This window comes from Pseudomonas sp. St316, assembly GCF_018325905.1.
GTDB lineage: Bacteria > Pseudomonadota > Gammaproteobacteria > Pseudomonadales > Pseudomonadaceae > Aquipseudomonas.
The window spans coordinates 2,725,611-2,744,057 of the sequence record NZ_AP021901.1 but is presented as its reverse complement, the minus strand read 5'-3'; the positions used below and the strand labels follow the sequence as shown (position 1 = coordinate 2,744,057).

Below are 18,447 nucleotides of genomic sequence, written 5' to 3'. Positions count from 1 at the left end.
ACGTCGGGCTCATCGACTTGAGGCTAGATGACCTATACGTCCTGTCGAGTTCGAGATTCAAAGTGGTGCACCCCGAATCAAGGCGAGGGGTCTAGCCCGCACTTCAAGTGTTTTCAAGCCGCTGATTTCCCATGACAAATCTCGCTCAAATAACGATCCTGTCAAGTGCGTCAAAATGGTGAGCACACTCACAATTTTGGTGATTTAAATATTTAATCCTTTATTTTCAATAAGTTAATAAGAGCATAAGCTTATAAAAAATAATCTTGCTCATTTCAAAAACTCCAGCTAGCTTCTAATCCTGACAGTCGTGACAAGAATAAAATTCTGCATGACCCCGTCATTTAATAACCGTGATCGATAAAACATAAAGAACCGGCAACAGTCGGTCATGCCTGCGAGGAACTCGGAATGTCTCTGTTGATCCGTGGTGCCACCGTTATTACCCATGATGAAAGTTATCGCGCCGACGTGTTGTGTGCCGACGGCGTGATCAAGGCCATTGGTGAAAACCTGGATGTTCCAGCCGGCGTCGAAGTGCTCGATGGCAGCGGCCAATACCTGATGCCCGGCGGCATCGACCCCCATACGCACATGCAGTTGCCGTTCATGGGCACGGTCGCCAGTGAAGACTTCTTCAGCGGCACGGCGGCGGGCCTGGCCGGCGGCACCACATCCATCATCGACTTCGTGATTCCCAATCCCCAGCAGTCGCTGATGGAAGCCTTCCACCAGTGGCGCGGCTGGTCCGAAAAAAGCGCCAGCGACTACGGTTTCCACGTGGCAATCACCTGGTGGAGCGAACAGGTCCGCGAAGAAATGGCCGAGCTGGTCAATCATCACGGCGTGAACAGCTTCAAGCACTTCATGGCCTACAAGAACGCAATCATGGCCGCCGACGACACCTTGGTGGCGAGCTTCGAGCGCTGCCTGGAACTGGGCGCGGTGCCCACCGTGCACGCCGAGAACGGCGAACTGGTCTATCACCTACAACGCAAGTTGCTGGCCCAGGGCATCACCGGGCCCGAAGCCCATCCGTTGTCGCGCCCCTCACAAGTGGAGGGCGAAGCCGCGAGCCGCGCCATCCGCATCGCCGAAACCCTGGGTACACCGCTGTACCTGGTGCATGTGTCGACCAAAGAAGCCCTGGACGAAATCACCTACGCCCGCAGCAAGGGCCAACCGGTCTACGGTGAAGTACTGGCCGGCCACTTGCTGCTGGACGACAGCGTCTATCGCGACCCGGACTGGCAGACCGCCGCCGGTTACGTGATGAGCCCACCCTTCCGCCCGCGCGGGCATCAGGAAGCACTCTGGCACGGCTTGCAATCGGGCAACCTGCACACCACCGCCACCGACCACTGCTGTTTCTGCGCCGAACAGAAAGCCGCCGGCCGTGACGACTTCAGCAAGATCCCCAACGGCACCGCCGGCATCGAAGACCGCATGGCGGTGCTCTGGCACGAGGGGGTCAACAGCGGCAAATTGTCGATGCAGGACTTCGTCGCCCTCACCTCCACCAACACCGCGAAAATCTTCAACCTCTACCCGCGCAAAGGGGCGATCCGCGTCGGTGCCGATGCCGACCTGGTGCTTTGGGACCCACAAGGCAGCCGCACGATTTCCGCCAAGACCCACCATCAGCAAGTGGACTTCAACATCTTCGAAGGCAAGACCGTGCGCGGCGTGCCCAGCCACACCATCAGCCAGGGCCGGCTGGTCTGGGCCGATGGCGACCTGCGGGCCGAACGGGGCGCGGGGCGCTACATCGAACGGCCGGCGTATCCGGCGGTGTTTGATTTGCTGAGCAAGCGGGCTGAGTTGCAGCGCCCGACGGCTGTGAAGCGCTGAACCCAGGCCTTCGGCCTATCGCGAACAAGCTCGCTCCCACACTGGATCTGCGTTGCACTGAAATTCCCTGTGGGAGCGAGCTTGCTCGCGATGAGACCAGCCCAGACAACGAAAAAACCACTGCCCACCCGAGGCAGCACCTCAACACCGTGAGGCCCATTCCATGATCCAGCCCTTGAGTCACCTCCCCCATTCCCAGGAAGACCCGGCCACCCTCGCCGCCCGTTTCAGCGACCTGGCGCCGCCACTCAATGCGCGCCAGGCCCACCTGGAAGCGTCTCGTTGCCTGTACTGCTACGACGCGCCCTGCGTGAACGCCTGTCCGAGCGAGATCGACATCCCTTCGTTCATTCGCAACATCCATCAGGACAACGTCCAAGGCGCGGCGCAGAAGATTCTTTCAGCCAACATCCTCGGTGGCAGTTGCGCTCGGGTCTGCCCCACCGAGGTCCTGTGCCAGCAAGCCTGCGTACGCAACAACGCTCATGAATGCGCACCCGTGCTGATCGGCTCGTTGCAACGCTATGCCGTGGACAACGCCCACTTCAGCGAACACCCCTTCCAGCGTGCCGCCGCCACCGGCAAGCGCATCGCCGTGGTCGGGGCCGGGCCGGCGGGGTTGTCGTGTGCGCATCGCAGCGCCATGCACGGCCATGAGGTGGTGATGTTCGAAGCCCGGGACAAGGCCGGTGGCCTCAACGAATACGGCATCGCCAAGTACAAACTGGTGGACGATTACGCCCAACGCGAACTGGACTTCCTGCTGGAGATCGGCGGCATCGAAATCCGCCACGGCCAGAAACTCGGCGAGAACCTGAGCCTGAGCGACCTGCACCAGCAGTTCGACGCGGTGTTCCTCGGCCTCGGTTTGGCCGCCAGCAAACAGCTGGGCCTGAGCGACGAACAGGCACCGGGGCTGCTGGCCGCCACCGAGTACATCCGCGAACTGCGCCAGGCCGACGACCTCAGCCAGTTGCCGCTGGCGGATCGTTGCATCGTGCTCGGTGCCGGCAACACCGCCATCGACATGGCCGTGCAAATGGCTCGCCTCGGCGCCCGGGACGTCAACCTGGTCTACCGTCGCGGCCTTGAAGACATGGGTGCCACCTTGCACGAGCAAGACATCGCCAAGGCCAATCAGGTGCGCCTGCTGACCTGGGCCCAACCGCAACAGGTGTTGCTTGATGACGCCGGTCATGTGCGCGGCATGCGCTTCTCCCGCACGCATCTGGAGAACGGTCGGCTGGTCATCGGCACCGACACCTTCGACCTGCCCGCCGACGCCATTTTCAAAGCCATTGGCCAAGCTTTCGACGACAACGCACTGGTGGATCCGCTGGCCCGGGAACTCAAGCGCCAGGACGGGCGGATTCTGGTGGACGAACACCTGCGCACCAGCATTCCCGGTGTCTACGCCGGCGGTGATTGCACCAGCCTGGACCAGGACCTCACCGTGCAGGCCGTGCAACATGGCAAGCTCGCCGCCGAGGCGATCAACGCTCAACTGATGCTCAACGTGGAGGCTGCGTAAATGGCCGATCTGTCGATTGTCTTCGCCGGCATCAAAGCCCCCAACCCATTCTGGCTGGCTTCCGCGCCGCCCACCGACAAAGCCTACAACGTGGTCCGTGCCTTCGAGGCCGGCTGGGGTGGCGTGGTCTGGAAAACCCTCGGGGAAGACCCGGCGGCGGTGAACGTATCGTCGCGCTATTCGGCCCATTACGGCGCCAATCGCGAGGTGCTGGGCATCAATAACATCGAGCTGATCACCGACCGCTCGCTGGAGATCAACCTGCGGGAAATCACCCAGGTGAAAAAGGACTGGCCGGACCGGGCCTTGATCGTATCGTTGATGGTGCCCTGCGTCGAAGAGTCGTGGAAACGCATCCTGCCCCTGGTGGAAGCCACCGGCGCCGACGGTATCGAACTGAACTTCGGCTGCCCCCACGGCATGCCGGAACGGGGCATGGGCGCGGCGGTCGGCCAGGTGCCGGAGTACGTCGAGCAAGTGACCCGCTGGTGCAAGACCTATTGCTCGCTGCCGGTGATCGTCAAGCTCACGCCGAACATCACCGACATCCGCGTCGCCGCCCGCGCGGCTCATCGCGGCGGTGCGGACGCGGTGTCATTGATCAACACCATCAACTCCATCACCAGCGTCGACCTGGATCGCATGGTCGCCCTGCCCAGCGTCGGCAGCCAGAGCACCCACGGCGGTTACTGCGGTTCGGCGGTCAAGCCGATCGCGCTGAATATGGTCGCCGAAATCGCCCGTGACCCGCAGACTCAGGGCTTGCCCATTTGTGGCATCGGCGGCATCGGCAGCTGGCGCGACGCCGCCGAATTCATCGCCCTGGGCAGCGGCGCGGTACAGGTGTGCACGGCGGCAATGCTGCATGGTTTTCGCATCGTCGAAGAGATGAAGGACGGCCTGTCACGCTGGATGGACGATCACGGGCATGCCAACCTCCAGGCTTTTTCCGGGCGCGCGGTGGGCAACACCACCGACTGGAAGTACCTGGACATCAACTATCAGGTCATTGCCAAGATCGACCAGGACGCCTGCATCGGGTGCGGCCGCTGCCACATCGCCTGTGAAGACACTTCGCACCAGGCCATCGCCAGCCTCAAGCAAGCGGACGGAACACGTAAATATGAAGTGATCGATGACGAATGCGTGGGCTGCAACCTGTGCCAGATCACCTGCCCGGTGCAGGACTGCATTGAGATGGTGACGGTGGACACGGGCAAGCCGTTTTTGGATTGGAACCATGATCCGCGTAATCCCTACCATGTTGCTGTCTGAAATGTGAGGTGTCTGGACTGGCGCCATCGCGAGCAAGCTCGCTCCCACAGGGGATCGGTTGCGAACACCAAACTCGTGTTCGCCAGAGCTCCAGTGCGGGAGCGAGCTTGCTCGCGATGAGGCCAGCAATCTCACTACACAACCTCAAGGTTCCAACCCAATCCCCCGCAAAATCACACTGGTCACCGTCTGCACCGCCCGCTCGAACTGCATGTCCGACAGCGGCTGGTGATCATTGAGGATGTTGATCTGATGGTCGAAGTCGGCGTAGTGCTGGGTCGAGGCCCAGATCATGTAGAGCAGGCTTGAAGGCTCCACGGGGAGAATGCGTTTGTCCTCCACCCACTGGCGGATTTTCGCTTCCTTCATCTTGGCCCAGTCGTAGAGGCTGGCGTCCAGGGCCTCGCCTAGCGTCGGGGCGCCGTGGATGATTTCGTTGGCCCAGACTTTCGAGCCGTAGGGGCGGCTGCGGGAGTGGTTCATCTTGGCGCGGATGTAGCTGCTGAGCACCACCCGGGGGTCGTCGAACATCTCGAAGCACAAGGCGTCCTGCTTCCAGACTTCCAGCAGGTCGAACAGCACGGCACTGTACAGCTCGCTCTTGGTGCTGAAGTAGTAATGCAGGTTGGAACGGGGCAACTGCACTTCGGCGGCGATGTCGGCCATGGCGGTGCTGCCGAAGCCTTTCTCGGCAAAGACCTTTTCGGCGGCCAGCAGGATTTTCTCGACGTTACTGCGACGAATCTCGATCTTGTGATTGCCCATGAGGGCTCCCTGACGACAGCGTTGACCAAGACTAGCATTCGCCTACTTTCAAAAACACTGGGCTCCCTGCGGAAGCGGGCTTGCTCATGAAAGGGCCACAAGCTTCACCCCAAGATCTGAGTGCTCCACCCCCCTCAGGCAAAAGCATACCGGTCACCGTCTAAGCCCCGCCCACCAAAAGCAGGCCCCAAACTAACAGCTCTGCTAGTAGACGCTACGCGTAAAATATCCGAGCCTGACACAACCCAGTTCGCCCGGAAGAACCTCGCCCATGTCATCGCTGAAGTTACTGTGCCGCTATCAATACGACCCGCTGGATCGCCTCATAGGGTTAAAGCCTCTGGAAAGCACCGGCACACAACGGTTCTATCAAAGGAACGATTTGGTGAATGAGATAGAGGGTCAGGAACAGCTCACGATCACGCGAAATGAAGCCCAGCCGCTGGCGCAACGCCTGCGCGTGGCTGACGTCGCCAAGACGACGCTGTTGGCAACGGATCAACAACATTCAGTATTAAAAACCCGGACGGCCACAGACATCCGGCACCTGGCCTATACCGCATACGGTTACCACTCTGCCGAAAGTGGTTTGAGCAGCTTGCTCGGTTTCAACGGCGCGCCCCCCGACTCGATAACCGGGCACTATTTACTGGGACAGGGCAACCGGGCTTTTAACCCGGCGTTGATGCGTTTCAACAGCCCGGATGAGCTGAGCCCTTTTGGGGATGGGGGATTAATGCGTATGCGTATTGCGGAGGGGATCCGGTTAATCGGTATGATCCGAGTGGGAATGCTCCATTTTTCCGGCCGTGGGTTCGCTACTTCCGACCATGGGAGACCAAACCAAACGCATCAGGCACGTTGAGTTCTTCCTCCAAAACTACTTCTCCTCGTGTATCTCCTCCTGCTTCCGAAATCACCAAGGCCGAGACCAGCTCAGCCCTTGCCACTCCAGCAGCAGCTGTTCCTGAACAAAGTGACAAGACATTTGTATTACCTTGGGAGCAATCAGCCTATGGCCTCAAGAGGCCAGATAGTAGCTTGACAAAACAAGGCCGTTGGAAGAGAGCCCGTGCTGCATCTGCACGGGAATTCGACAAGTTCGTGAAAGAGAACGGACGGGTTCCGATCTCGGGAGATCCCCAATGGCAGGAAAAATACCTGCAAGCTGAAGCCGATTTAACCGCGCTGCTGAAAAATAAACCATCGACGGCGGTGAAGAAAAAAGCACGCGCACGAGTACAAGACACTCGCCATGAACTCAAATGGAGGCTTCTCAAAGCAATGAAAGCAATGAAAGCAGCCCAGGCAATTCGCACCGATCAGTAACTGACGAGCGGCCCGGTATGCATGCTATAGCTTCGGTCAACACATAATATTCGCAACTCGAGCTGGCACCGCCGAGCATCCTGCGACGTAGGCTGCCCACCGTAATCCCGAGCAAGCTCGCTCCTCATTTGTTAGGCCAGCGTACGCAGGTGCTCTTGTGGTGAGAGAGCTTGCTCCCTCGCCACAGGGGGGGGATGCGCTATGTCGACTGGCGGGGCTCGATGTTGTCCAGCGCGCGATTTGCCAGCAATCCGCTCAGTTCGATCAGTTGCTGGATACCCAGGAGGACATGACGCCTTGGGCCTTCCAGGTCGAAAGCCAGGTCGCTGACCATGGCGTTGGCCGAGGCCAGGGTTTCGCTGAGGTTGGCGAGCAGGGTTTCGGTGTCAACACCGTTGGCGACAGTGAACAGTTGGCCGGGTTCGGTTTCGGGCTTGTTGGGTTTGGGCTTGAGGTAGTGGTCGAGGATGCGGTCGGCGGCTTTGTCGAACGCTTTTGAGTTGGGGCGGGTTGGATCTGTATCTGGTGGGTTGGGGGTTACTTTGAACATAGATAAAGCTCCGATGCAGTTGTAAAGGAGCCAGCACCCTTTCGCTACCAAACGAATTAGGGTGGCGGCCATACGAAGGTTGGTAGACCGGGCATCGGAGCCGGCGCCTCCGAAGAGACCCTGCGCATGGCCACCAAAAAACGAAGTGCATGATTGCACTTGCAAGAGATGACGCTATGCACCGACACCACGGGCTACCAAACCCGATCACTGATTCAATCAGCGACCCGGAAACGATAAAGCCCTGGCCCCAAGGCGCACAAGCCGGCGGATTCTGGCGCAGTTGTAGGCAACGGCGCAAGACAACGTAGCCCGATCCAGAACGATCCTACATCTGGATAAACACCGACCCCTGTGGCGAGGGAGCTTGCTCCCGTTGGGGCGCGAAGCGGCCCCAGGAATTCTGCGTTGAAACAAAGAACGTGGGCCTGCTTCGCAGTCCAGCGGGAGCAAGCTCCCTCGCCACGAGAGACTTTCCAGACCGTTAGATCGTGATCATTCGACTAATGTCTTAGACCAGTCATCGCACAACCCAGCGCACTCATCGCTATTCTCAGGCCACAGGTTTGCCCGGCCCCACGGCCTTCAATCTTGACCTCGGTGGACAACGACCATTGAAACGCCTCATTTTGAAGCACATCCGAGTTGGATAATTCCGATAATGGCCAGTTGACAACGAGCAACGGCTTCCAAATAATCCCCCATGTTGTACGACGACGTATGACAAATAAAAACAACAAAAAGTAGGGAGCGTCATAGTGAGCACATGTGTCCGTTTTTCGCCCAACATCCGTCTAAACCGCCGTACCCTTCTCAACGCCAGCCCCACGCTGCTCCTGCTCGGTTGCAGCAGTCTTGCCACGTTTCTGCCAACGATGGCCAGCGCCGAAGGCTTCGTCGATGATGCCAAGGCCACGCTGACTCTGCGTAACGCCTACTTCAACCGCAACTTCACCAACCCGAACAATGCCCAGGGCAAAGCCGAGGAATGGACCCAGAACTTCATCCTCGACGCCAAGTCCGGTTTCACCCAGGGCGTGGTCGGTTTCGGCGTGGATGTGCTGGGCACGTACTCGCTCAAGCTCGACGGCGGCCGTGGCACGACAGGTACACAACTGCTGCCGGTGCACGACGACGGTCGCCCGGCCGATGACTTCGGGCGCCTGGGCGTGGCCCTCAAGGCCAAGGTCTCGAAGACCGAGCTGAAGGTTGGTGAGTGGATGCCGGTGCTGCCGATCCTGCGTTCCGACGACGGCCGCTCCCTGCCCCAGACCTTCCGTGGCGGCCAGGTAACCTCCACCGAAATCAGCGGCCTGACCCTCTACGGCGGCCAGTTCCGCGCCAACAGCCCGCGCAACGACGCGAGCATGGAAGACATGTCGATGAACGGCCGCGGCGCGTTCACCTCCGACCGGTTCAACTTCGGCGGCGGCGAGTATGCCTTCAACGAAAAACGCACCCAGGTCGGCGTCTGGTACGCGGAACTGTCCGACATCTACCAGCAGCAATATTTCAACCTGACCCACAGCCAACCCATCGGCGACTGGACCTTGGGCGCCAACCTCGGCTATTTCACTGGCAAGGAAAACGGCAGCGCCCTGGCCGGCGACCTGGACAACAAAACTACGTTCGCCATGCTCTCGGCCAAATACGGTGGCAACACCTTCTATGTCGGCCTGCAAAAAGTCGGTGGCGACGATGCCTGGATGCGCGTCAACGGCACCAGCGGCGGCACCCTGGCGAACGACAGCTACAACTCCAGTTATGACAATGCCAAGGAAAAATCCTGGCAACTGCGCCACGACTTCAACTTCGCCGCCGTCGGCGTGCCGGGCCTGACCCTGATGAACCGCTACATCAGCGGCGACAACGTGCACACCGCCACCGTTGACGATGGCAAGGAATGGGGCCGTGAAACCGAACTGGCCTATACCGTGCAGAGCGGCGCGCTGAAAAGCCTCAACGTGAAATGGCGTAACGCATCGATTCGTCGGGACTACAGCACCAACGAATTCGACGAGAACCGCATTTTCATCAGCTACCCGATTTCGCTTCTGTAACACCAGGATCGATTGCCATGAGCGCATCCCATGGCAATCTGCGGCAGGGACGCCGACCCAGAGCGGTTTGTCGATCAAGCGTTGACAAGGTAACGGAAGGATAAGGATATTCCCTCCAGGTCATACGACAACTTATAACAGCTGTACCTCTCATTGTTTGCTCAGGTAATGCCATGACCACGACACAGATTCGCCACCCCTTCAATCGCCTCCTGTTGACCGGCGCCGCCGGCGGCCTTGGTAAAGTCTTGCGCGAACGCCTCAAGCCTTTCGCCCGCCACATTCGCCTGTCGGACATCGCCAACATGGCCCCGGCCATCGACGAAAGCGAAGAAGTGGTGCCGTGCGACCTGTCGGACAAACAGGCCGTGCATCAACTGGTCGAAGGCGTCGATGCCATCCTGCATTTCGGTGGTGTTTCGGTAGAGCGCCCGTTCGAAGAAATCCTCGGCGCCAACATCAGCGGCGTCTTCCACATCTATGAAGCCGCCCGCAAACACGGCGTCAAGCGGGTGATCTTCGCCAGCTCCAACCACGTCATCGGTTTCTACAAACAAGACCAGACCATCGACGCGCTCTCCCCTCGCCGCCCTGATGGTTACTACGGCCTGTCCAAGTCCTACGGCGAAGACGTCGCCAACTTCTACTTCGATCGCTACGGCATCGAGACGGTCAGCATCCGCATTGGCTCCTCGTTCGCCGAACCGCAGAACCGCCGGATGATGAGCACCTGGCTGAGCTTCGACGACCTCACCCAACTGATCGAATGCTCGCTCTACACCCCGAAAGTCGGCCACACCGTGGTCTACGGCGTGTCCGCCAACCGCGACGTCTGGTGGGACAACAGCCAAGCCGCACACCTGGGCTACCAGCCCAAGGACACCTCGGAAATCTTCCGCGCCAAGGTCCAAGCGCAGCCGATGCCGGCCGCCGATGACCCGGCCATGGTTTATCAGGGTGGCGCCTTTGTGGCGGCCGGCCCATTCGATAACTGATTCGCTGTTCTTCATGGGATACGCACGCACAAAGGAATCACCATGCAAGCCGAATTGATTGTCGATGCACGCAATGCCGTCGGGGAAAGCCCGGTATGGGTCCCCGAGGAAAACGCCCTGTATTGGGTGAACATTCCCAGTGGCGGCCTGCAACGCTGGGATGCCAGCAGTGGAAAAATCCACGGCTGGGAAGCCCCGGAAATGCTCGCCTGCATTACCCGTCACCAGGACGGAGGTTGGGTCGCGGGCATGGAAAGCGGTTTCTTCCGCTTGCACCCCCATGACGACGGCAGCCTCGACAGCGAGCTGTGCGCAAGCGTGCAGCACAGCCGCGCCGACATGCGCCTCAACGATGGTCGTTGCGACCGCCAGGGGCGCTTCTGGGCCGGCAGCATGGTGCTGAACATGGGCGCCAACGCCGACGAAGGCCGGATGTACCGGTATGAGGCTGGGCAACGCAGCCCGGTCGAGGCGCAACTGAGCGGTTTCATCGTACCCAATGGCCTGGGTTTCAGCCCGGACGGACGCACGATGTACCTCTCCGACTCGCACCCATTGATCCAGCAGATCTGGGCCTTCGACTACGACATCGACAGCGGCACACCGTCCAACCGGCGGTTGTTCGTCGACATGCTGCCGTTGGCCGGTCGTCCGGATGGCGCCGCGGTGGATGCTGACGGCTGCTATTGGATCTGCGCCAACGATGCCGGGCTGATTCACCGTTTCACCCCGGATGGCCGTCTCGACCGTTCGCTGCAAGTGCCGGTGAAAAAACCGACCATGTGCGCCTTTGGCGGCAGCCGCCTGGACACCCTCTTCGTCACCTCGATCCGCCCGGGCGACGACAACGACCCGCAATCCCTGGCCGGTGGGGTGTTCGCCCTCGACCCCGGCGTCAAGGGCCTGGCTGAACCCGCTTTCGGACGGGAACAGGCCGCGAACTGATCTGCTGCACCGTTTCACTGGATGAGTCATTAAAAAAAACAACAAGACTGGAGATTGACGATGAATTTCAAACGCACGCTTTTGATCGCAGCCCTCCCCCTGGCCTTTCTGGCACAGGCGGCTCATGCCCTCGATATCAAGATCGCCGACATCCATCCCAAGGGCTACCCGACCGTGGTCGCCGAGGAGTCCATGGGTAAAACCTTGGAAAAGGAGAGCAACGGCGAGCTGAAGTTCAAGTATTTCCCAGGCGGCGTACTGGGTTCTGAAAAAGAAGTCATCGAGCAGATGCAAGCCGGCGCGATCCAGATGTCCCGGGTCAGCCTGGGTATCGTCGGCCCGGTGGTGCCGGACGTGAATGTGTTCAACATGCCGTTCATCTTCCGCGACCAGGCCCACATGCGCGCCGTCATCGACGGTGAAGTCGGTGATGCGATCCTGGACCGGATCACCAATTCCGAATTCGGCCTGGTGGCCCTGGCCTGGATGGACGGCGGCACACGCAACCTCTACACCAAGAAGCCAGTGCGCAAGCTCGAAGACCTCAAGGGCATGAAGATTCGCGTCCAAGGCAACCCGATGTTCATCGAGACCATCAATGCGATGGGCGGCAACGGTATCGCCATGGACACCGGCGAGATCTTCAGCGCCTTGCAGACCGGCGTGATCGACGGCGCGGAAAACAACCCACCGACCATGCTCGAGCACAACCACTACCAGAACGCCAAGTTCTACAGCCTGACCGGTCACCTGATCCTGCCTGAGCCGATCGTGATGTCGAAAATCACCTGGGAAAAACTGACCCCGGCGCAGCAGGACATGGTGAAGAAAGCCGCCAAGGCGGCCCAGGCCGAAGAGCGCGTGCTGTGGGACAAGAAGTCCACCGCCAGTGAAGAAAAACTCAAGGCTGCCGGCGTCGAGTTCATCACCGTCGACAAAAAACCTTTCTACGACGCCACCGCGCCGATCCGGGCCAAATACGGCGCACCGTATGCCGACCTGATCAAGCGTATCGAAGCTGTCCAGTAACACCTCTCGATCTGTACTCATGAAAAGGCTGGGCGCGCCTGCGGTTAAAAGGCGCGCCCGGTTACGGTGGAACCCGATGAAGAATTTACTGCTGCGTATCAACGACACGATTTACATGACTTGCATCTGGGTGGCCGGCCTTTCTGTCCTCGCCGTTGCGCTGATGATTCCGTGGGGGGTGTTCGCCCGCTATGTACTCGGTACCGGCTCAAGCTGGCCTGAACCCACCGCCATTTTGCTGATGATCGTGTTTACCTTCATCGGTGCCGCCGCCAGCTACCGCTCCGGCTCGCACATGGCCGTGGACATGCTCACCAGCCGCCTGCCCCGGCACTGGCAAACCTTGGCCTCGGTTTTCACCCAGCTCTTGATGGCGGCGGTGTGCATTTTCATGACCATCTGGGGCACCAAGCTGTGCATGACCACCTGGAACCAATTCATGAGCGCCATACCCACCCTGCGCGTCGGCATCACCTACATGCCGATCCCGGTCGGTGGTTTCCTGACATTGATTTTTGTCCTGGAAAAACTCTTTCTGGGTGATCAAAGCAAGCGTCGGGTTGTGCAGTTCGACCTGGTCGAAGAAAACGAAGGTGCCGCTTAATGGACGCGCTGATTCTGCTGGGCAGTTTTTTGTTGTTGATCCTGATCGGCATGCCGGTCGCCTACGCGCTGGGCGCTGCCGCCCTGATCGGAGCGTGGTGGATCGATATTCCGTTTCAGGCCATGATGATTCAGATAACGGGCGGCGTGAACAAGTTCTCGCTCCTGGCCATTCCCTTCTTCGTCCTGGCCGGCGCGATCATGGCCGAGGGCGGCATGTCCCGCCGACTGGTGGCATTCGCCAGTGTGTTGGTGGGCTTCGTGCGAGGTGGCCTGTCATTGGTCAACCTCGTGGCCTCGAGTTTTTTTGGCGCGATCTCCGGTTCCTCGGTGGCCGATACCGCCTCGGTCGGCTCGGTGCTGATCCCGGAAATGGAACGCCAGGGCTACCCGCGTGAGTTCGCCACCGCCGTCACCGTGAGCGGTTCGGTACAAGCGCTGCTGACACCGCCCAGCCACAACGCGGTGCTGTACTCACTTGCCGCTGGCGGCACCGTCTCCATCGGTTCGCTGTTCATGGCCGGTATCGTCCCCGGCGTCATGATGAACCTTTGCCTGATGGCGCTGTGCCTGGTTTTCGCGAAAAAACGCAACTACCCCAAGGGCGAAGTGATTCCGCTCAAGCAAGCGTTGAAGATCTGCCGGGAAGCCATGTGGGGCATGATGACCCTGTTCATCATCCTCGGCGGCATTCTCTCGGGTGTTTTCACCGCCACCGAATCGGCCGCCATTGCCGTGGTGTGGGCGTTCTTCGTGACGATGTGCATCTATCGCGACTACAAGTGGAGCGAGTTGCCGAAACTGATGCACCGCACGGTACGCACCATCTCCATCGTGATGATCCTGATCGGCTTCGCCGCCAGCTTCGGCTACATCATGACGCTGATGGAGATTCCGGCGAAGATCACCACCGCGTTCCTGACCCTGTCGGACAACCGCTACGTGATCCTGATGTGCATCAACGTGATGTTGCTGCTGTTGGGCACCGTGATGGACATGGCGCCATTGATCCTGATCCTGACGCCGATCCTGATGCCAGTGATCGTGGGCATCGGCGTGGACCCGGTGCAGTTCGGCATGATCATGCTGGTGAACCTGGGCATCGGCCTGATCACGCCACCGGTGGGCGCCGTGTTGTTCGTCGGTTCCGCTATCGGCAAGGTCAGCATCGAAAGCACCGTCAAGGCGCTGCTGCCGTTCTACGCCATGCTGTTCTTCGTCCTGCTGCTGGTGACTTACGTCCCCGCCATTTCGCTGTGGCTGCCGCACCTGGTGTTGTAAGAGACAACGACAAATCCCCTTGTGGAGAGGGGATAAATCCCCTCGCCACAACAGCATCTGCCCCCACACCATTCCAACCAACAGACAACTCCCATGACGCCGCCTCTTCTCCAACTCGAAGACGAACTGACCCGTCTCACCCTGGCCCCGCATTTGGGCGCCAGTCTCGTTGAATGGACCTTGCGCAGCACCGGTGCTCCCCTGCTACGCCCTCCCGCGCCGCAAGCGCTGGAAAACGGCCTGCCGGGCAAACTCGGCTGTTTCCCGTTGATTCCCTGGTCGAACCGGATCGCCAACGGCGGTTTCGACTGCCCGGCGGGTTGGCTCGCGCTGGAAGCCAATAGTCCCAACGACCCGTTTCCGATCCATGGCAGTGCCTGGCAACAACCGTGGCAAGTGATCGAGCAGAGTGCCCAGGAAGCCTTGCTGCAACTCGACAGCCAACACCCGTTCGCCTACTGCGCCAGCCTGCGGATCCGCCTCAGCGGCGGCCAACTGCAGATCGCAATGCTCGTCACCCACACGGCAAAACAGCCTGCCTGGCATGGACTGGGCTTACATCCGTATTTTCCGCGCACCGCCGGCACACGCCTGCAAACCCGGGCGAGCGAAGTCTGGAAATGCGATGCCAGCAAACTGCCAACGGAGCTGAGCGCCATTCCTGCCGAGTGGGATTTCCAGCAAGCCCGGGGGCTGCCCGACACACTGGTGGACAATGGCTTCGGTGGCTGGAACGGCGATTGCCTGATCCAGCAACCGGACCTGGGGTATGAATTGCAATGCCGGGCAAGCGGCAGCGACTACTTCCTGCTCTATTGCCCCGTGGGCCTGGATTTCTTCTGCATCGAACCGGTCAGCCATCCGGTCAATGCCCATCATCTGCCAGGACGGCCAGGGTTGCGTTTGCTGGAGCAAGGGCAGTCGGTGGCGCTGGGGTTTACGATGCAGTGCCGGGAGCTATAACAATCCAAAGTTGCACTCATCCCTTGTGGCGATGAGGTCGCTACGCCCGTACCCACATGTACACCGCCACCCCCAAGCACACCCCGGCAAACCCCACCTGCAACGCCCGGGCCGGGACCTTGGCCGCCAGGCGCCGGCCCACTACCATGCCGACGATGCTGGCGGCGATGAACACTGCGCCCACCTGGTCGATGCTCACTCCGGCATGAAACGCCCCGACCACGCCGATCAACGAAATCAGGCTGATGACCATCAAGGAAGTGGCGACGATCCCACGCATCTGCACGTCGGTCAGTTGCTTGAACGCCGGCACAATCAGGAAACCGCCACCCACGCCCAGCAGGCCCGAGATTATTCCAGTCACGGCGCCCAACGCCGACAGCGTGGCGGTGCAACGAGCGGTCCAGGCCAGGCGCCCGGTCTCGCGGTCGAGCATGCAATTCTTCTGGCCCCAACTGGCGGCACCGTGATCGCTGGGCCCCGCTTGCGGCGTTTCCCGGCGCAACATGCGCGTAGCCACCAGCACCATCAACAGGCTGAACAGCATCATCAGGATTTTTTCCGAAAGCTGATGGGCGAGGTAGATGCCCAGCGGCGAAAACACCGCGCCCAGCAGCGCGATCAGCAGGGCCGCGCGGTAGCGCACCAGGCCATGGCGCAACCCGTCGATGGCGCCCACCGCCGCTGCGCTGCCCACCGCGAACAACGCCACCGGCGCGGCCTGGGTCATGCTCCAACCCAGGCCCAATACCAACGCCGGCACCGCCAGGATGCCACCGCCCGCCCCTGTCAGGCCAAGCACCAGGCCCATGACCACGCCAAAAAAACTTGCCAGTACCATTCAGGATCTCTCACGCCGCGCGCACCTGTTGGCAGGTGCGATCGCATTTGCAGGACGCCTCGGCCCTCACTAAGCTGCGGACCATAGGGTGTAAACCCAAGCGTAGCAACCGCTTCTTCCCGCACAGGTCCGCTGTCATGTCCGCGCAGATCCAAAGTTTTCTCGACCCCGCCTCCAAGACCTACACCTACGTCGTGTATGAACAGGATGGAGGGCAATGCGCTGTGGTCGACCCGGTACTGGACTACGATCCAGCCTCGGGATGCAGCGCCACCACCCAGGCCGACCGAGTCATCACCTTCGTGCGCGAACACCAGTTGAGCGTGCAATGGCTGCTGGAAACCCACGCCCACGCTGATCACCTGTCTGCCGCGCCGTACCTGCGCCGGGAACTGGGCGGCAAGATCGCCATCGGCCAAGCCATCGGGCAGGTCCAGAGCGTCTTCAAGACACTGTTCAACCTCGAAGCGCCGTTTGCCGTGGATGGCTCGCAATTCGATCATCTGTTCGCCGCCGACGAGTCCTTTCTCATCGGCAACCTCAAGGCCACCGCGCTGCATGTGCCCGGTCATACTCCGGCGGATATGGCGTACTTGATCGACGGTGATGTGATCCTGGCGGGCGACACGTTGTTCATGCCTGACGTGGGCACCGCCCGTTGTGACTTTCCCGGCGGCAACGCCCATCAGCTCTACGCCTCGATCCGCAAGCTGCTGGCCTTCCCTGCCAGCGTGCGGCTGTACGTGTGTCACGACTATCCCCCGGAGCACCGCGAACCGCACTGCATGAGTACCGTGGGTGAGCAACGCCAGCACAATATTCATATCCACGACGGCATCGACGAGGCCACGTTCGTCGCCATGCGCACCCAGCGCGATGGGACACTGGGAATGCCAACGCTGCTATTGCCGGCGATCCAGGTGAACGTGCGGGCCGGCAACCTGCCGCCAGCCGAAGAGAATGGCGTGGTCTACCTGAAAATCCCGATCAACCAGCTCTAGCACTGATATTGAAGGCGATGGCCCCATCGCGAGCAAGCTCGCTCCCACAGGGTGATCGGCGGCGGGCGCAGGACTTGGCAACACCAAAAATCTCATGTGGGAGCGAGCTTGCTCGCGATGGCGGTGGGCCTGCTTGCATCTGTGGTGAAGGTGATGGCCCCTTCGCGAGCAGGCTCGCTCCCACAGGGTGATCGGCGGCGGGCGCAGGGCCTGGCAACACCACAAATCCCATGTGGGAGCGAGCCTGCTCGCGATGGCGGTGGGCCTGCTTGCATCTGTGGTGAAGGTGATGGCCCCACCGCGAGCAGGCTCGCTCCCACAGGGTGATCGGCGGCGGGCGCAGGACTTGGCAACACCAAAAATCCCATGTGGGAGCGAGCCTGCTCGCGATGGCGGTGGGCCTGCTTGCATCTGTGGTGAAGGTGATAGCCCCTTCGCGAGCAGGCTCGCTCCCACAGGGTGATCGGCGGCGGGCGCAGGACTTGGCAACACCAAAAATCTCATGTGGGAGCGAGCCTGCTCGCGATGGCGGTGGGCCTGCTTGCATCTGTGGTGAAGGTGATAGCCCCTTCGCGAGCAGGCTCGCTCCCACAGGGTGATCGGCGGCGGGCGCAGGACTTGGCAACACCAAAAATCCCATGTGGGAGCGAGCCTGCTCGCGATGGCGGTGGGCCTGCTTGCATCTGTGGTGAAGGTGATGGCCCCACCGCGAGCAAGCTCGCTCCCACAGGGTGATCGGCGGCGGGCGCAGGGCCTGGCAACCCCAGAGATCCCGTGTGAGAGCGAGCTTGCTCGCGATGGCGGTGGGCCTGCTTGCATCTGTGGTGAAGGTGATGACCCCTTCGCGAGCAGGCTGCCACAGGGATTGGTGCGGTCTTCTGATGTTCAGGTGCCCAAGGTCAACCCGTTGGCCGGTAAGGGCAACGCGGTCTTGTAGCGCACCTGCTTGAGGGCAAAGCTGGAGCGGATGTTCGCCACGCCCGGGACCTTGGTCAGAAAGTCCATCATGAACCGCTCCAGCGACTGGATGGTCGGCACCAGCACGCGGATCAGATAATCCGGATCGCCTGCCATCAGGTAGCACTCCATCACCTCCGGCCGATCGGAAATCGCTTCTTCAAAGTGCTGCAGCGCCTCTTCCACCTGCTTCTCCAGGCTCACATGGATGAACACGTTGACGTGCAACCCCAGCAGGTCGGCGTCCAGCAGCGTGACCTGCTCGCGGATCACCCCCAGCTCCTCCATGGCCCGGACGCGGTTGAAGCACGGCGTCGGCGACAGATTGACCGAACGGGCGAGATCGGCGTTGGTGATGCGGGCGTTTTCCTGAAGGCTGTTCAGAATCCCGATGTCGGTGCGATCCAATTTACGCATGAGACAAATAATCCTGTTTTTTATCGTTGTGCAGATTTTTTATCTGCAAATGAT

17 protein-coding genes are annotated in these 18,447 nt (G+C 60.4%); 13 read left to right on the top strand and 4 right to left on the bottom strand.

The features are described 5' to 3' along the window. The first annotated feature begins 411 nt into the window (after positions 1 to 411). The 3 genes from hydA to preA all read left to right on the top strand — a co-directional run bounded on the left by hydA (position 412) and on the right by preA (position 4,657). Positions 412 to 1,851 (top strand): dihydropyrimidinase, encoded by a 1,440-nt coding sequence (hydA, locus tag KI237_RS12510; protein WP_212800070.1) that lies wholly within the window; start codon positions 412 to 414, stop codon positions 1,849 to 1,851. 163 nt (positions 1,852 to 2,014) lie between these two features. Next, the gene (locus KI237_RS12505) at positions 2,015 to 3,382 is read left to right on the top strand and encodes an NAD(P)-dependent oxidoreductase (RefSeq protein WP_212800069.1); all 1,368 of its coding nucleotides are present in this window, start codon (positions 2,015 to 2,017) and stop codon (positions 3,380 to 3,382) included. Further along, positions 3,383 to 4,657 carry an NAD-dependent dihydropyrimidine dehydrogenase subunit PreA gene (gene preA / locus KI237_RS12500; protein ID WP_212800068.1) on the top strand — a complete coding sequence of 425 codons (1,275 nt, stop codon included), beginning with the start codon at positions 3,383 to 3,385 and terminating at the stop codon, positions 4,655 to 4,657. It begins immediately after the preceding gene. A 144-nt stretch (positions 4,658 to 4,801) separates the two neighbouring features. Here the strand turns inward: preA and KI237_RS12495 are convergent, their stop codons facing one another. Beyond that, positions 4,802 to 5,422 (bottom strand): TetR/AcrR family transcriptional regulator, encoded by a 621-nt coding sequence (locus KI237_RS12495; protein ID WP_186729398.1) that lies wholly within the window; start codon positions 5,420 to 5,422, stop codon positions 4,802 to 4,804. A gap of 271 nt (positions 5,423 to 5,693) precedes the next feature. On the opposite strand from KI237_RS12495, the gene KI237_RS30455 reads away from it, so the two are divergent. Together KI237_RS30455 and KI237_RS30450 are read left to right on the top strand one after the other, a co-directional pair. Beyond that, positions 5,694 to 6,287 (top strand): RHS repeat-associated core domain-containing protein, encoded by a 594-nt coding sequence (locus KI237_RS30455; protein ID WP_249410729.1) that lies wholly within the window; start codon positions 5,694 to 5,696, stop codon positions 6,285 to 6,287. Continuing rightward, positions 6,284 to 6,751, top strand: a complete 468-nt coding sequence (locus KI237_RS30450; RefSeq protein WP_249410728.1) for a hypothetical protein — start codon at positions 6,284 to 6,286, stop codon at positions 6,749 to 6,751. The genes KI237_RS30455 and KI237_RS30450 overlap by 4 nt, the downstream gene beginning before the upstream one ends. Positions 6,752 to 6,950: 199 nt before the next feature. Here the strand turns inward: KI237_RS30450 and KI237_RS12485 are convergent, their stop codons facing one another. Continuing rightward, a complete protein-coding gene (locus KI237_RS12485) occupies positions 6,951 to 7,301 on the bottom strand; it encodes a DUF6124 family protein (protein WP_212800067.1) in 351 nt (116 codons plus the stop codon). Positions 7,302 to 8,176: 875 nt separating this feature from the next. Between KI237_RS12485 and KI237_RS12480 the strand changes: the two genes are divergently transcribed. From KI237_RS12480 to KI237_RS12450, 7 genes are all read left to right on the top strand, one after another. Then, the gene (locus KI237_RS12480) at positions 8,177 to 9,361 is read left to right on the top strand and encodes an OprD family porin (RefSeq protein WP_502937112.1); all 1,185 of its coding nucleotides are present in this window, start codon (positions 8,177 to 8,179) and stop codon (positions 9,359 to 9,361) included. 173 nt (positions 9,362 to 9,534) lie between these two features. Next, positions 9,535 to 10,356 (top strand): NAD-dependent epimerase/dehydratase family protein, encoded by an 822-nt coding sequence (locus KI237_RS12475; protein ID WP_212800066.1) that lies wholly within the window; start codon positions 9,535 to 9,537, stop codon positions 10,354 to 10,356. Between the two features lie 42 nt (positions 10,357 to 10,398). Continuing rightward, complete coding sequence (locus KI237_RS12470; protein ID WP_212800065.1) at positions 10,399 to 11,301, top strand: SMP-30/gluconolactonase/LRE family protein; 903 nt, start codon at positions 10,399 to 10,401, stop codon at positions 11,299 to 11,301. Between the two features lie 60 nt (positions 11,302 to 11,361). Next, the gene (locus KI237_RS12465; protein ID WP_212800064.1) at positions 11,362 to 12,330 is read left to right on the top strand and encodes a TRAP transporter substrate-binding protein; all 969 of its coding nucleotides are present in this window, start codon (positions 11,362 to 11,364) and stop codon (positions 12,328 to 12,330) included. Between the two features lie 76 nt (positions 12,331 to 12,406). Beyond that, complete coding sequence (locus KI237_RS12460; RefSeq protein ID WP_212800063.1) at positions 12,407 to 12,934, top strand: TRAP transporter small permease; 528 nt, start codon at positions 12,407 to 12,409, stop codon at positions 12,932 to 12,934. After that, positions 12,934 to 14,214 carry a TRAP transporter large permease gene (locus tag KI237_RS12455; protein ID WP_212800062.1) on the top strand — a complete coding sequence of 427 codons (1,281 nt, stop codon included), beginning with the start codon at positions 12,934 to 12,936 and terminating at the stop codon, positions 14,212 to 14,214. The genes KI237_RS12460 and KI237_RS12455 overlap by 1 nt, the downstream gene beginning before the upstream one ends. A 93-nt stretch (positions 14,215 to 14,307) precedes the next feature. Beyond that, positions 14,308 to 15,177: an aldose 1-epimerase gene (locus KI237_RS12450; RefSeq protein WP_212800061.1), complete on the top strand. Its 870-nt coding sequence runs from the start codon at positions 14,308 to 14,310 to the stop codon at positions 15,175 to 15,177. A gap of 40 nt (positions 15,178 to 15,217) precedes the next feature. Here KI237_RS12450 and KI237_RS12445 read toward each other — a convergent pair whose 3' ends face one another. Then, positions 15,218 to 16,018, bottom strand: coding sequence for a sulfite exporter TauE/SafE family protein (locus tag KI237_RS12445; RefSeq protein ID WP_212800060.1), 801 nt, complete (start codon positions 16,016 to 16,018; stop codon positions 15,218 to 15,220). Positions 16,019 to 16,155: 137 nt separating this feature from the next. Between KI237_RS12445 and KI237_RS12440 the strand changes: the two genes are divergently transcribed. Beyond that, positions 16,156 to 17,019: an MBL fold metallo-hydrolase gene (locus KI237_RS12440; RefSeq protein WP_212800059.1), complete on the top strand. Its 864-nt coding sequence runs from the start codon at positions 16,156 to 16,158 to the stop codon at positions 17,017 to 17,019. 885 nt (positions 17,020 to 17,904) lie between these two features. Here KI237_RS12440 and bkdR read toward each other — a convergent pair. Then, positions 17,905 to 18,393, bottom strand: coding sequence for a Bkd operon transcriptional regulator BkdR (gene bkdR / locus KI237_RS12435; RefSeq protein WP_003202929.1), 489 nt, complete (start codon positions 18,391 to 18,393; stop codon positions 17,905 to 17,907). Positions 18,394 to 18,447 lie beyond the last annotated feature (54 nt).